This window comes from Pyxidicoccus xibeiensis, assembly GCF_024198175.1.
GTDB classification, from domain to species: Bacteria; Myxococcota; Myxococcia; order Myxococcales; family Myxococcaceae; genus Myxococcus; species Myxococcus xibeiensis.
Map to the genome: position 1 here is coordinate 26,827 of NZ_JAJVKV010000007.1, position 12,757 is coordinate 39,583.

Sequence of the window (12,757 nt, forward strand, 5' to 3'; positions counted from 1 at the left end):
GGCTTCAGGTGGCGCCGGGCTCGTCGTGGACGAAGGCGAAGTGCTCCGACACCTCCAGCCGGTAGCCGGGGTCCTCGAACACCACGCGCATGCCGGTGCCCTCCAGCATCTCCCGGACGTGGCGCACGTGGACGCGCAGCGCGTTGTCGTGCAGCCGCGGGTCATGCTCCGCGTCCCACATGGCGCGCACGCAGGCCTCCTTCGACACGGTGCGCCCCGGCTGCCGGGCCAGCGCATACAGCAGCCGGCGCGGGAGCACCCGCTTCGCCAGGGAGACGGTGCGGCCTCCCGCGCGCAGCTCGTGCTGGCGTGCGTCCAGCACCACCGCCTCCGGCGAATCGAGGCGGGCACCGGCACCGGGCAGGGGTGCCGTGGTGGGCCTCGGGCTGGTGGGTGAGGCGCCCAGGGCGCGAGACAGCTCCGGAATCAGCTCCGGGTCCACCTCCCCCTCGGCGGCGGCGCGCGCGGCGGACTCGAGCTCGGCCTGGGCTTCCTGGGGGCGCTCGGCCCAGCGGTGGAGCAGGGCCCGAGACAGATGGGCGAGGGCGCGCTCCAGCGCGAAGTCCGCGCCGCGGGCCAGGGGCTCCAGCGAGGTGAGCAGCCCGGTGGCGAGCACGCTGTCGGCTTCTCTCGCGGCACGGAGGGCGGCGAGGGCGCGCTGGCGGGCGGCCACTCCCGGGCGGACCTCGCGCGGGTCCACGGTGATGGGGAGGGCCACCTGCCACAGCACGTCCGACTCGCGGGCCACTGTCGCGGCCTGGGCCAGTCCGCTGGCGCCCCGGGTGCGGGCGTCGGACTCCACCAGGTCCAGCAGCGCCAGGCCCTCGGCGCGCCGGCCCAGCTCCAGCAGCATGCGCCCGGCACCGACGCGGGAGAGGTGGCGGATGAAGAGGTAGCCCGCCTGCTCCGCCCGGGCTTCCGTCTCCCGCAGCGCGGAGAGCGCGGCGTTGCGCTCGCCCCGGTCCGCGCGGCCCCACGCGGCGATGCAGTCCAGCTCCAGCGCGAGGCGGGGAGCGCCCAGCGCCTCCAGCCGCTCGCGAGCCTGGGACAGCGCGGCTTCGGCCTCGGTGAAGCGGCCCAGCCGGCTGAGGATGCCGGCGGACAGGGCCGTCACCATGGGCCCGCGCGAGTCGTGAGGCATGCCCTCCAGCTGCGACACGCTCCGGGCGAGGGGCTCCGCCAGCTCGCTGTCGCGGCCTTCAATCCAGAGCATCAGCACGCGGGCATAGGCGCACCAGCCCAGCACGCGCCGGTCCTCCGACGCGGCGGCGGCGGTGTCCAGCATCTCCAGGGACTCGTCCAGCCGGCCCTGGAAGAAGCGCAGCGCCGCCCAGGCCAGGAGCTGCTGGAGGAAGACCTCCTCCTTGCGAGGCATGGGCATGGACCCGAGCGTCCGCTCACAGGTGTCCAGCTCGAGGGAGAACAGCGCCACGCGCACCAGCACGGTACCGACGTCCTCGCGCAGGGCATCGCTCACCTGGGCCACGGGGCCGGCATCAGAACCTGCTCCGGCTCCGGCGGATGGCTCCTCCAGCGAGGCGCGCAGCGCCAGCAGCTCCGCATGCGCCCGGCGCAAGTCCAGCAGCCGCACCAGGGCGCGAGCACGCGCCAGCCGCACCTCCGCCGTGCGCAGCTCGGGGGGCAGCGAGGCCAGCAGGGAGAGCAGCTCGGCGGCGGCGCCGTGACGCACCAGCGGCTCCGCCTGCTCGATGATGAAGGCCGCGCGCTCCGCGTGACGGCCCAGCGCCTGGAGGTGGCGGCACATCGCGCGCACGCGCACCACGGCAGGGAGGGATTCACGTGAGAGCAGGGCCAGCAGCGACTCGTGCGCGGAGCGCGCCTCCTCCGGGCTCAGCAGTGAGGCGAACGCCTCGCGCACCAGGTCATGGACGCCGTGCCGACCCTGCGCGTCCGTCTCCACCAGCAACCGGCCTCCCAGCTTCCGCAGCGTGTCGCCCGCCGTGCGTCCTGGCAGCACGTCCTCGAGCGCGCTCGCCGGCAGGGGCAGCTCACTGAGCGCCAGCACCGCGGCCAGCCGCCGCTCATCCTCGGGCAGCGCCTCCAGGGCCGCGCGCACCGGCTCGTCACCTCCCGCGTCGCCGGCATGGGCCCGGCGCAGCAGGAAGGGCACGCCCCGTGAGCGGGCCCAGGCGGCGTCGAAGCCCTGGCGCGCGCCGTACAGTGAATCGAGCTGTGCCCACAGGAGGCGCGCGGCCTGCTCGGGCAGGCCATCCAGCCGAAGCTCGAAGCGGTCCGGACTGGCGGCATGTCGGGGCACCGCCTCACGCGAGGTCGCCAGCAATGCGCCCAGGCGCAAGCGCCCACCCAGCTCCTCCACCAGCGCGGCGCGCGCCTCGGGCTTCAGCCCATGCAGGTCATCCAGCACGCACAGCGCGCGGCGCGCCTCCAGCTCCCGCGCCAGGTCCTCCAGGCGCGACGCATCCGACAGCGCCTGGGCCACGGGCGCCTCGCGCAGCAGGCGGCGGATGTCATCCACCACGGTGTCCAGCGTGTCGCCGGGACGGATGCGCCGGTGCACGACAGGCCCCCGGTAGCGCGAGGCCACGGCCGCGACGAGCGCGGACTTGCCCACTCCTGGCAGGCCATACACGACGCCCGTGCGCACGCGCCGGAGCATGCCGCCCAGGCGCCGCACTTCGTCCGCGCGGCCCACGAAGACGGCGGGCGGTCCGAGCCCCTGACGTGACGACGTGTGCATTCAGTCGTCCATTGTAGGGTCAGGTCCGCCCCACACGTCAGAGGGACTCTGCCATCCACCCGCAAACACATGCGGGGTCCGCCCCCCGCGGGCACACCAAGGCGCACACTTCAGTTTCCTACACCCTGACGCAATCCAGGAAGGATTTGGCGCCGGAAGAGAAACCGTCGCTGGCTGAATCGCGCATCATGCCGTCACGAGCTGGCGGCCAGGACGTCACGTTCTGGTCATGTTCCGCCAGGTCAGCCGTCGGAGGCGCTCGAATGTGGATCGAGACCATCATCATGCCGCGCGAGGAGCCGGAGCCCTACGTGCCGGCGCCGCAGCGAGACCGGCGAAGCCTCCTCAAGTCCGCGACGGCGGAGAGCCGCGCGTTGCGTGACGCCGTGCTGGGCTTCCTGAGCACGAACCAGCTGGCGGACGCGGTGCGGTGGATGAGCGAGCCCGGCTTCCTACCCATCATCACCATCCAGTGCACGGAGCGCGCGCTGGAGAAGCTGCGCGACGCGGCGGAGTTCGTGGTGGGCTGCGCCGCGCCCGTGGATGCCTACCCGGCCCTGGTCGGCCCCCAGCCGCACCTGTCGCCCGAGGTGCTGCTGCCGGCGCTCACGCAGTTCGAGCCCCGGCTTTGAGACGTCTCACGTCATGACGCCCCTTCACGGCGTCGCGATGCGGCGGTAGCGCGCTTCGAGCAGCTGGTACACGGCATACGCCACCAGGCCCAGCGCCACCGCCCCCAGCAGCCACGGACCGAACGGCTGCTCGGCCAGGGCAGTCAGCGCCTCGCCCAGCCCGCCTGCCTCTCCCGGGTCCGCCTGGATGGCGGCCTGCAGGAAGAAGGTCCCCACCAGCAGGAACACCACCGAGCGCGCCATCACCCCGGCCCGGCTGATGCGCTCCACCCACGTGCGCTGGCGCGCCGCCAGGCCCGTCAGGCTCAGCTTGTCGAGCGTCTTGCCCTGCCACGCCTGTTTGAACTGGTACACGGCGAAGCCGATGATGACCACGCCCACCAGGGCCACCAGCACCTGACCGAAGGGCTGGGACATCAGCTCCGCCGTCATGCTCTTCGTGCCGCCGCCGCCGCCCTTGCGCCCGCGCAGCAGGTTGAAGGCGAACAGCGCGAGGCTGGCGTGAATCACGCCGCTCACCGCGGGCACGGCGCGCTTCGCGAGCCCCTTGCCGTCGTGGCCCTTGCCTTCCACGTCCATCACCGCCTGCACGAAGCGCCAGACGGCGAAGGCCAGCAGGCCCACGCCCAGCAGCACCAGCAACACCGAGCCGAAGGGCTGGCGCGCGACCTCTTCCACCGCGCCCCGCGTGTCCGTCGTCCGGCCGCCCTCGCCCAGAGCCAGCATCAGCGCCAGCACGCCAATCACGGCGTAGACCACGGCCCGTGACGCGTAGCCCACGCGAGCCGCCAGTTCCACGCCGCTCCTGCTCGCCTGCCGCCCCGCCCGTGTTGCTCGCTGAAGGTCGGGCCCACGCAGTGTCCCGGTCGCCATGTCTTCCCCGCTCCTTTCGAGGGCGCCCCGCAGGCCGCCGCTCGGAGACGATGCGCATGGGCAGGCATTCCCCCAACGAGCGCCCGCCTGGCAGCTCGCTTCCCGGCACGCGCACGCCGCTTGGAGACCCGGGCCCCGGTGGACAGCTTGAGGCCCAGGCCCACGAGGGAGGGACATGCCCCGGGAAGTGAAAGACGGCGACGGAATCACCTGGAGCTGCATCCAGGCCTTCGCGGGACTGGGAGGCGGCGAGGAGAAGGAGGCGGCGGCGAAGGTCGACGGCGCCCGCAACCGCTACCACGTCGTCTGCACGCCGAGCGGCGGCGCGAAGTCCGTGCGCGTGGAGCTCCCCGGCGACTGGGAGGCGAAGCTCTCCGACGAAGCACTGCTACGCGCCATCCACGAGCAGCAGGCCCGCGACGGGTGAGGGCCCTGCGCGGCCACGCGGAACACCTCCACCTACCCGCGCAGTGAGAGGCCCCCTGGCCCGCATATAATGATGCGAGCCCCGGGGTGACTTGGCGTCCCAGCGCTCCGGCGGGCATGCTCCGGGCGGACTTCGCCCCACGCATGAGCACCCAGACTTCCGCCAGCGCTCGCTGGCCCCACGTCTCGTTCCAAGGTTCCGCCACCATGACACCTCCCGCCCTCCGCCGGAGGTCCTGGTCTCGCGCCCTGCCGTGGCTCACAGCCGTGCTCCTCGTCGCCTGCAAGGGCACGGGCACCACGCCCGCGCCGGCGCCCGCCGCGGCGGCCTCGAAGCCGGACGCCGCCACCACCGCGCGCGTGACTCCGGATGCGGGCCCCACCTCCGCCGCGGCGACGGAGCAGGACAGTGCGGTGCCGCGTGAGGCGCTGGCCGGCATCGTCACCCGCTACCGGCAGAACATCGTCCTCGCCGAGGGCGAGGCCACCCTGGACGAGGAGACCCGCGAGCGCATCTCCATCGTCGGCCGCATGCTCTTCGAGGAGAACCGCCACGCGCTGGAGTCCCTTGGCGAGCGGCTCTCCTCCGCGCTGACCTCCGGCACGTCTTCCAGCGCGCCCGTCACCGTCACCGCGTTCCTCGACTGGCTGGAGCAGGACGCGGAGCTGCGCGACGCCGACAAGCTCGCCTTCCGGGACACGCTGGCGGACCTGCGGGACGCGCTCACGGCGCTCACCCCGGCGCCCGCGTGGAAGGCGGCTCTGCTCGCGCGCGTGGAGGAGGACCAGCGCGCGCTGCAGACCATCCAGTCGCTCTACGAGAAGGAGCTGCAGGCCATCTTCGGCCGCTTCGAGACGCGCGGCATGACGGTGCGCCGCGAGGCCTGGGAGGCGTACCTCGCCTTCCTCAAGTCCCGCTACACGCGCGAGTCCATCCTCCAGTCCTTCGAGGAGACGCTGCGCCCGCTGGGCGAGGGCCTGCGCGGCAAGGGGCCTCGCAAGAAGGAGGACCCGACCATCATCACCGGCAACTCCCTGCCGCCGAAGACGCTCGTCCTCACCTTCGACGACGGACCCCACCCGCGCCACACCGCCTCCGTGCTGGCCACGCTGGAGAAGTTCGGAGTGAAGTCCATCTTCTTCGAGGTGGGGCACAACGTCGCCGTCCCCGCGAAGGACGCGGCGGACGCGGGCACCCTCAGCCGCACGTCGGCGGCGGAGTACTCCGAGCGCATCCTCCAGGGCGGGCACCTGCTCGCCAACCACTCGCTGACGCACGCCTTCCTGCCCAAGCTCAGCGACGCGCGGCTGACGCAGGAACTCGACGAGTCGAAGCGCATCCTCGAGGAGGTGACGAACAGCCGCGTCACCCTCTTCCGCCCTCCGTACGGCGCGCGCAACGAGAAGGTGCACGCGGCGCTCGCGGCCCGGCAGCTCAAGGCGTACCTGTGGAACGTGGACTCGCTCGACTGGAGCGACCCGCTGCCCACCTCCATCGCCAACCGCGTGGTGCAGCAGGTGGAGGCCAATGGCCGCGGCGTCATCCTCCTGCACGACGTGCACAGCCAGACGGCGGAGGCACTCCCGCTCATCCTCGAGACACTCCAGGCCCGGGGCTACCGCTTCGTCCTCTGGGACGGCAACACGGTGCTCGGTGACACGGCGGCGGACGGCGGCGTGCCCGCGCTGGCGGCGCCCGCGCCCGCGTCGGGCAGCTTCTACCGGGAGAGCTGGGCGGTGGTCATCGGCATCAACGACTACCAGAAGTGGCCGAAGCTCTCGTACGCGGTGAACGACGCGCGGGGCGTGAAGGAATTGCTGGAGCGCCGGTTCCGCTTCAAGCCGGAGAACATCACCCTGCTGCTCGACAAGGAGGCCACGCGCGAGCGCATCCTCTCCGTGCTGGGTGACGCGCTGGCGGACCCGGCGAAGGTGCAGCGCGAGGACCGCGTCTTCGTCTTCTTCGCGGGCCACGGCATCACCCGCCGCCTGCCCAACGGCAAGAGCCTGGGCTACATCGTCCCGGTGGACGCGGACACGTCCAACTACCAGAGCACGGCCATCTCGATGACCAACTTCCAGGACATCAGCGAGGCCATGCCCGCCAAGCACGCCTTCTTCGTCATGGACGCCTGCTACAGCGGCCTGGCGCTGACGCGCGGTGGGGCGCCGGCGGGCGCGGACGTGCGCAAGTACCTGCAGGAAATTACGAAGCGCAGCGTGCGCCAGGTGCTCACCGCTGGCGGCGCCGACGAGCAGGTGGCGGACCAGGGCCCCAACGGCCACTCCATCTTCACGTGGACGCTGCTGCAGGGGATGGAGGGGCAGGCGGACCTCAACACCGACGGCTACGTCACCGCCTCCGAGCTGGCCGCCTACGTGGGGCCCACCGTGTCCTCGCTGTCGCGGCAGACGCCCGCCTTCGGCAGCATGCCCGGGAGCGAGGGCGGCGAGTTCGTGCTCGAGCTGACGCACGAGGGGGAGTTCCTCAGCGAAGACTCCGAGCAGCTCGACTCCGAGGCCATCCGCCTCAACGCGGAGCTGGAGCGCGTGCGCACGGAGATTGCCGCGAAGACGGCGCGCAACCAGGCCCTGGCGCGCGAGCTGGAGGAGGCGAAGAGCCAGCTCTCCCGCCTGCAGGACGCGGGCACCGTGCAGGCCGTCGTGGCCGCGCAGGTGCCCACCGCCACGCCCGCGGAGGAGGCCCGCCGCCGCGGAGACCGCGGCATGACGCTGTACCGCGAGAAGCGCTACGACGAGGCGCTGGCCGAGTTCATGGCCGCCGCCCGCCTGGACCCCACCGACGCGCAGGCCACCAACAACGTGGGCTTCGTCCACTTCCGCCGGGGTGAGTACGCCGAGGCGGTGAAGTGGCTGGAGAAGACGCTCACGCTCGACCCGCAGCGCGCGGTGGCGTACCTCAACCTGGGTGACGCGCACGACAAGCTGGGCCGCCCGGCGGACGCGGCGAAGGCCTACGGGCGCTACCTGGCGCTGCTGCCGAACGGGCCCGCCGCCGGCTCCGTGAAGGAGAAGCTGGCGCGACTGAAGCGCTGAGGCACGCCCCGCCCTACGCGAAGCGCTCGCGGAAGGCGCGCAGGTTGGGGCCGTCTCCGCCGCGCTCCCACACCGCGAACACCACCCGGTCGAAGGCTCCTGGAAACTGGTCCAGGGCCTGGGCGAACGCCTCCGCCGCGTCGCCCGGGTCGTTCCGGAAGGCGCCGCAGCCCCAGGCGCCCAGCACGAGCGTGCGGTGGCCCTGGTGCGCGGCCACCTGGAGCACCTTGCGCGCCCGGGCCTGGAGCACCCCAGGGACGCGGGGGAGGAGCTCCGGAGTGTTCCTCGCCGCAGCGCCGGCATTGGGCGCGGGGGCGGTGATGAGGGACACGCAGAAGGGCCGCTCCAGCAGGGAGAAGTCCTCGTCCCGGAAGAAGGGCACGTCCGGCGAGTAGATGATGTGGTCCGTGTAGAGCAGCGACTGCTCCGCGCGGTTGATGTCGTAATAGTCGCGCTGCGTGAGGAGGCACGCGTAGAGCGCCGAGCAGCGCGCCAGGTCCTCCTCCTGCGCCTTCGCCCCGCCCAGGAAGCCACCGCCCGGGTTCTTCGCGGAGGCGAAGTTGAGCGCGGCGACGTGCGCCACGCCCTCCTGCTCCACGAGGCGCCGGGACGCCGCGCCCGTCTTCTCCGACGTCACCTCGATTCGAGGCGGGGCGCTGCCCGTGGGCGACTCGGGCGACATCAGTCGCCTGAAGTCACCGGGCCTGAAGAGCAGCGTCCCGTCCATGGCGCGCTCCACCGCCTCCCGGATGGAGACGGACTGGCCGGACGGCGCCACGTACTCCCCGCGCTCCACGATATCCACCGTCTCCTGCGCGACTCCCCGCAACGACATGACCCGCTCCCGACCGACGTCTCCATGGGGATGGCCCATGGGCTTTGTGTCACTTACACACGAACAATGACACGAAGTCCTGACGGGGCCTGGCGCGGATGGGCCGCGCCTACTGACAGCCGATGCGCCGGGTGCTGCTCACCACGACGTTGTCGATGAACGTCTCGGAGCCGGACGGGCCCAGCGGGTGGACGAAGCCATAGCCCACGTGGAAGCTGTTGAAGTCGCGCATGCCGATGTCCATGAAGTCATGGGCCAGGGCGCCATCCACGTAGACGCGGGCGTTGCCATGGGTGCTCGTCGCCAGGGGACGGCGAATCTCCCACTCCAGGCACACCCAGCGGCCCGCGGCCATGCCCAGCGTCACCGGATGCTGACGGTTCCAGCCCTGGCCCACACGGAAGGACCAGTCGTCCAGCGCGAAGCCGCTGTCCGACATCACCTGAAGCTCGATGCTGCCGAAGTCATTGCTCAGGTTCGCCAGGACGAAGAACGTCCCCATCTGCCCGGGCACGGGGGGCAACGACTGCATGTACACGTGTGCGCGAACGAAGAGCTGCGTCCCGAAGACAGGCATGATGGGCTTCGTCCAGCGCGCGATGGCCTGCCCGCCGCCAGTCCGCTCGTCATGGCCGTCCTCGGTGACGATGTGCAGCTGGCGGTTCTCCGCCACGATGGTGGCGTTCTCTGCGGAGGGCTCCCAGCCATTGAGGCCACAGCCGAACCTCTCGCAGAGGGCAGCGCCAGCGGGGCACATGCCGGCCGGACTGGTGCGCGGGTCCGTCCCCCCATCGGGGAACGTAACGGGGCCCGCGTCTTGTTCGCCTCCAGTGCCCGCGTCCGTGTCGCCCGCGTCCTGTTCGCCGCCAGTGCCCGCGTCCGTGTCGCCCGCGTCCGCATTGCCTCCGGAGCACTCGTCCGGGCCTGCATCCGTACCGGCGTCTTCCGAGGTCCCCGCATCCACACCGGCGTCCTCCGAGGTCCCCGAATCCGCGCCAGCATCCGTCCCTGCATCCTCCGGGGTGCCCGCGTCTGCTCCAGCATCCGAACCCGCGTCGACCGGGGTGCCAGCATCCGTCCCTGCATCCTCCGGGGTGCCCGCGTCCGTCCCCGCATCCACGGGAGTGCTCGCATCGGGCGCTCCGCCCGTGCCGGCATCGGCCCCCGCGTCCACGGAGGTGCCCGCGTCGTCACGGTCGTCGTCGTCCTCCGAGCACCCAGGCACCACACCGAGCACGAGGACCGCGAGGGACAACCACAGCAAGCGATTGGAGCGCATGGAACCTTCCGAGCGGACATGACAAGGGCGCGAGGGGGACGAACCCCACCCGCGCCCCAATCCCTGACAACAGTACTACCAGTTACTGACAGCCGACACGTGCGGTGCTGCTCACCACGACGTTGTCGATGAACGTCTCGGAGCCGGACGGGCCCTGGGGATGGACGAAGCCGTAGCCCACCATGAAGGTGTTGAACGGGCGCATGCCAATCTTGCCCTCCTCGCCAGTGAACGCGTGGGCCAGCGCCCCGTCCACGTAGACACGAACGTCACCATGGATGGCCGACGCGGTGGCGCGGCGGACTTCCCATTCCAGGCACACCCATCGACCCGCGGACATGTTCGGGGTGGCGCCGACAGGCTGTCGGTTCCAGCCCTGGCCAGGCTGAGTGGTCCAGTCATCCAACGCGAAGCCCTGGTCCTTGATGACCTGCAGCTCGATGCCGCCGAAATCCGTCTCCGTGTCCGAGAAGAGCACGAAGACGGTGCCCATCTGCCCCTGGTCACCGGGCAGCGACGTCAGGAACACGTGTGCGCGCGCGAAGAGCTGCGTGCCGAAGGGGGGGATCTTCTTGAGCCACCGGGCAATCGCCTGCTCCTGGGGCCTTTCCACCTTCTCGTCATGACCGTTCTCGGTGAGGACGTGCAGGCGACCGCCCTCGGCGGTGATGATGGCGTTCTCCTTCGCGGCCACCCAGCCGTTGGCCTCGGGGCCGCTGCTGAAGTTCTCGCAGATGATGGCGCCGGTGGGGCACGTGCCCGCCGGAGAGGTCCCCGGGTCCGAGCCCGCGTCGGGGAACGTGACGGGACCCGAGTCGGGCTCGCCACCGGTGCCGGCGTCCACGGAGGTGCCCGCGTCGTTGTCCTCGTTGTCGTCGGTCTCACCCGAGCACGCGGGCACCACGCCCAGCGCGAGCACCGCGACGGGCAGCAACAGAAGCCGATTGAAACGCATAGGGTCCTTCCGAACCGGACCTGGGGCCCGGTGATGTTTCCGAGTGCCCGCGTGGCGGGCTCGCTCTGGGGGGTGATGAGGTCAGGCGGGCTCCCCGTGCCGGCGCCGACCGTCCTCAACACCTATCACCCGCACTGTCTCCAGGTCACCCGGGCGGGAGTGACCCCGGGGTCGCACGCGGTTCCGTGACGCTGGGAGAGCAGCCAGGCAGCGCCCGCCGGAGGTGTGACAGGGAGCGCGCCTACATGTGACCTGGCACCCGGCAGAGCGGGACGCGTGGGCCCGAGCCCCGTGACGCCATGTCACACCCATGCGCCATACCTGCATGGGCCCGAGTGCCCGGGTCCCTCCAGCCCCGCTGGCCCTGGATCTGCACAACGGGCCCACATCTATTCCTTCCGACGCCGGCATCGGTGGCTGGCGTCACCCCGAGGAGCATCATGAGTCCTGGTGAGTCCATGCAGGGTCCGTGGCGTGGCTGGGCACTGCTGGTGGCCCTGGCCGCGTGCGCGTGTGGTGGAGTCGCTGACGAGCCGGGAGCCCTCCCCGACGAGACGGGCCTCGAGGCCTCTCGAGACGGAGGCACCGTGAGCGCGCAGGGCTACGAGCGCCAGGGCGAGCAGCGCAGCGCCTTCCTGCACGCGAGCTACGAGCAGAACGACGCGGGGCCGACCCTCAAGGGCTTCTCGCTGCGCAGCCTCGCCGCGGGCCGGGGCTCCGTCGTGGACACGGGCGCTGTCCACCAGGGCTCGCTCCAGGTGCGTCGCAGCGTGCAGCAGGGCGTCACGGCAAGCCTCCTCACCTGCTTCGGGCAGAGCTACGGCGAGGCGCGCGGCTGCGGGTGGAAGTCCGGAGGCGTGGGCCGGTGTACCCCGGGGACGAGCGTCACCGTCTCCACGGGCCCCTGCGAGCAGCCGGGCGCCGAGGACACGGTGCTGCGCGTGTGCTCGGGCTTCGCGCCCTGCGAGCACACCTCCACGTCGAAGCTGGCCTCCAACGACGACAGCTGCGGCACCCTGGCCGCGCACGCGACCTTCCAGTGCCCGGCGTCGGGGACCTTCTCCGTGCTGGTGGGCGCGTACTCGAGCACCTCGCCACTGACGGCCGTGCCGGTGGCCGAGGGCGCCTCCGAGTACCCGCACTTCAACGCCATCCAGCAGGGCGCGGAGCTGAAGGACGCTCGGGTGCAGGCCCTCACCACCGATGGGCAGGTCATCCCCATGCGCATCCTGCAGGTGCATGACGAGCTGGGCCCGGACTACGTCCACACCGGCCGCTACGGCGGGGGCGTCACCCACCGCTACGTGGTGGCGGAGGAGCGGGCCGACGGTCAGCTCGCGCTGCTGTGCGGCCCCGACGTGGACCATGCCGACACGGGGCAGGGGCTGCCCACGGCGCTCCCCGTCACGGGCTGGTGGGACACCAGCGGCGCGCGACAGGAGGACCCGGGGTTCTTCACCTTCTCGTGCGGCAGGGGTGTCATCGCCAAGTGCTACCGCTGGGGCTACCGGCCCTGGGATGAGCGCTCGGCGCAGGGAAGCGGCATGTCCGCGGCGATGCTCCACCAGACCTGCACCCGCATGGCTCGCGCGGACTACTGCGGCGACGGCAGGAGCTGGACGGTGAACGACACCCCCGTCAACCTCTGGGACACCGCGGACATCCAGACGCGCGACACCCCTCGCAGCGGCCACTCCTTCGAGTCGGGCTGGATGCCCTGGGGCGCCATCTGCCTGAACCACGTGCGCTGGTCGCACGCGCCGACTGACGTCTTCTACGAGGGCTGCCCCACCCTCTTCGACAACATCCAGCAGCCCGACGGCGGCGTCCAGCGTGTCCCCCGCTACTGCGACAGCATGGAGCAGGCGCTGGAGAAGGAGGCGTGGACGCCCCTCTTCAACGAGTCCGCGCTGAACCTCTTCCCCGGCACGCGGCGGTAGCGCGCCTCTGCCGCGGGGGGTGGGGACTGGCGGCGGGAACG

General features: G+C 71.7%; 9 protein-coding genes. 4 read left to right on the forward strand and 5 right to left on the reverse strand.

Going from position 1 to position 12,757, the window contains the following annotated elements; all coding sequences use genetic code 11:
• Positions 1-4 precede the first annotated feature (4 nt).
• The gene (locus LXT23_RS29425; RefSeq protein WP_253983669.1) at positions 5-2,719 is read right to left on the reverse strand and encodes an AAA family ATPase; all 2,715 of its coding nucleotides are present in this window, start codon (positions 2,717-2,719) and stop codon (positions 5-7) included.
• A gap of 263 nt (positions 2,720-2,982) precedes the next feature.
• On the opposite strand from LXT23_RS29425, the gene LXT23_RS29430 reads away from it, so the two are divergent.
• Positions 2,983-3,351, forward strand: coding sequence for a hypothetical protein (locus tag LXT23_RS29430; protein ID WP_253983670.1), 369 nt, complete (start codon positions 2,983-2,985; stop codon positions 3,349-3,351).
• A 24-nt stretch (positions 3,352-3,375) separates the two neighbouring features.
• On the opposite strand, the gene LXT23_RS50185 is transcribed toward LXT23_RS29430, so the two are convergent.
• Complete coding sequence (locus tag LXT23_RS50185) at positions 3,376-4,149, reverse strand: DUF1206 domain-containing protein (RefSeq protein WP_323379096.1); 774 nt, start codon at positions 4,147-4,149, stop codon at positions 3,376-3,378.
• 250 nt (positions 4,150-4,399) lie between these two features.
• Between LXT23_RS50185 and LXT23_RS29450 the strand changes: the two genes are divergently transcribed.
• A complete protein-coding gene (locus tag LXT23_RS29450; RefSeq protein WP_253983671.1) occupies positions 4,400-4,651 on the forward strand; it encodes a hypothetical protein in 252 nt (83 codons plus the stop codon).
• A 206-nt stretch (positions 4,652-4,857) separates the two neighbouring features.
• A complete protein-coding gene (locus LXT23_RS29455; protein WP_253983672.1) occupies positions 4,858-7,707 on the forward strand; it encodes a polysaccharide deacetylase family protein in 2,850 nt (949 codons plus the stop codon).
• A gap of 13 nt (positions 7,708-7,720) precedes the next feature.
• Here LXT23_RS29455 and LXT23_RS29460 read toward each other — a convergent pair whose 3' ends face one another.
• The 3 genes from LXT23_RS29460 to LXT23_RS29470 form a co-directional block, all read right to left on the reverse strand.
• Positions 7,721-8,542 (reverse strand): TIGR02452 family protein, encoded by an 822-nt coding sequence (locus LXT23_RS29460; RefSeq protein ID WP_253983673.1) that lies wholly within the window; start codon positions 8,540-8,542, stop codon positions 7,721-7,723.
• A gap of 109 nt (positions 8,543-8,651) precedes the next feature.
• A complete protein-coding gene (locus LXT23_RS29465) occupies positions 8,652-9,821 on the reverse strand; it encodes an MSCRAMM family adhesin SdrC (RefSeq protein WP_253983674.1) in 1,170 nt (389 codons plus the stop codon).
• Positions 9,822-9,903: 82 nt separating this feature from the next.
• A complete protein-coding gene (locus tag LXT23_RS29470) occupies positions 9,904-10,776 on the reverse strand; it encodes a hypothetical protein (protein ID WP_253983675.1) in 873 nt (290 codons plus the stop codon).
• Positions 10,777-11,216: 440 nt separating this feature from the next.
• On the opposite strand from LXT23_RS29470, the gene LXT23_RS29475 reads away from it, so the two are divergent.
• Complete coding sequence (locus tag LXT23_RS29475) at positions 11,217-12,716, forward strand: ADYC domain-containing protein (protein ID WP_253983676.1); 1,500 nt, start codon at positions 11,217-11,219, stop codon at positions 12,714-12,716.
• The last annotated feature ends 41 nt before the right edge of the window (positions 12,717-12,757 follow it).

Bases quoted from the DNA above. Each gene is read 5' to 3' on its own strand.
- LXT23_RS29425 (WP_253983669.1), bottom strand. From the start codon at position 2,719: ATGCACACGTCGTCACGTCAGGGGCTCGGACCGCCCGCCGTCTTCGTG.
- LXT23_RS29430 (WP_253983670.1), top strand. From the start codon at position 2,983: ATGTGGATCGAGACCATCATCATGCCGCGCGAGGAGCCGGAGCCCTAC.
- LXT23_RS29450 (WP_253983671.1), top strand. From the start codon at position 4,400: ATGCCCCGGGAAGTGAAAGACGGCGACGGAATCACCTGGAGCTGCATC.
- LXT23_RS29455 (WP_253983672.1), top strand. From the start codon at position 4,858: ATGACACCTCCCGCCCTCCGCCGGAGGTCCTGGTCTCGCGCCCTGCCG.
- LXT23_RS29460 (WP_253983673.1), bottom strand. From the start codon at position 8,542: ATGTCGTTGCGGGGAGTCGCGCAGGAGACGGTGGATATCGTGGAGCGC.
- LXT23_RS29465 (WP_253983674.1), bottom strand. From the start codon at position 9,821: ATGCGCTCCAATCGCTTGCTGTGGTTGTCCCTCGCGGTCCTCGTGCTC.
- LXT23_RS29470 (WP_253983675.1), bottom strand. From the start codon at position 10,776: ATGCGTTTCAATCGGCTTCTGTTGCTGCCCGTCGCGGTGCTCGCGCTG.
- LXT23_RS29475 (WP_253983676.1), top strand. From the start codon at position 11,217: ATGAGTCCTGGTGAGTCCATGCAGGGTCCGTGGCGTGGCTGGGCACTG.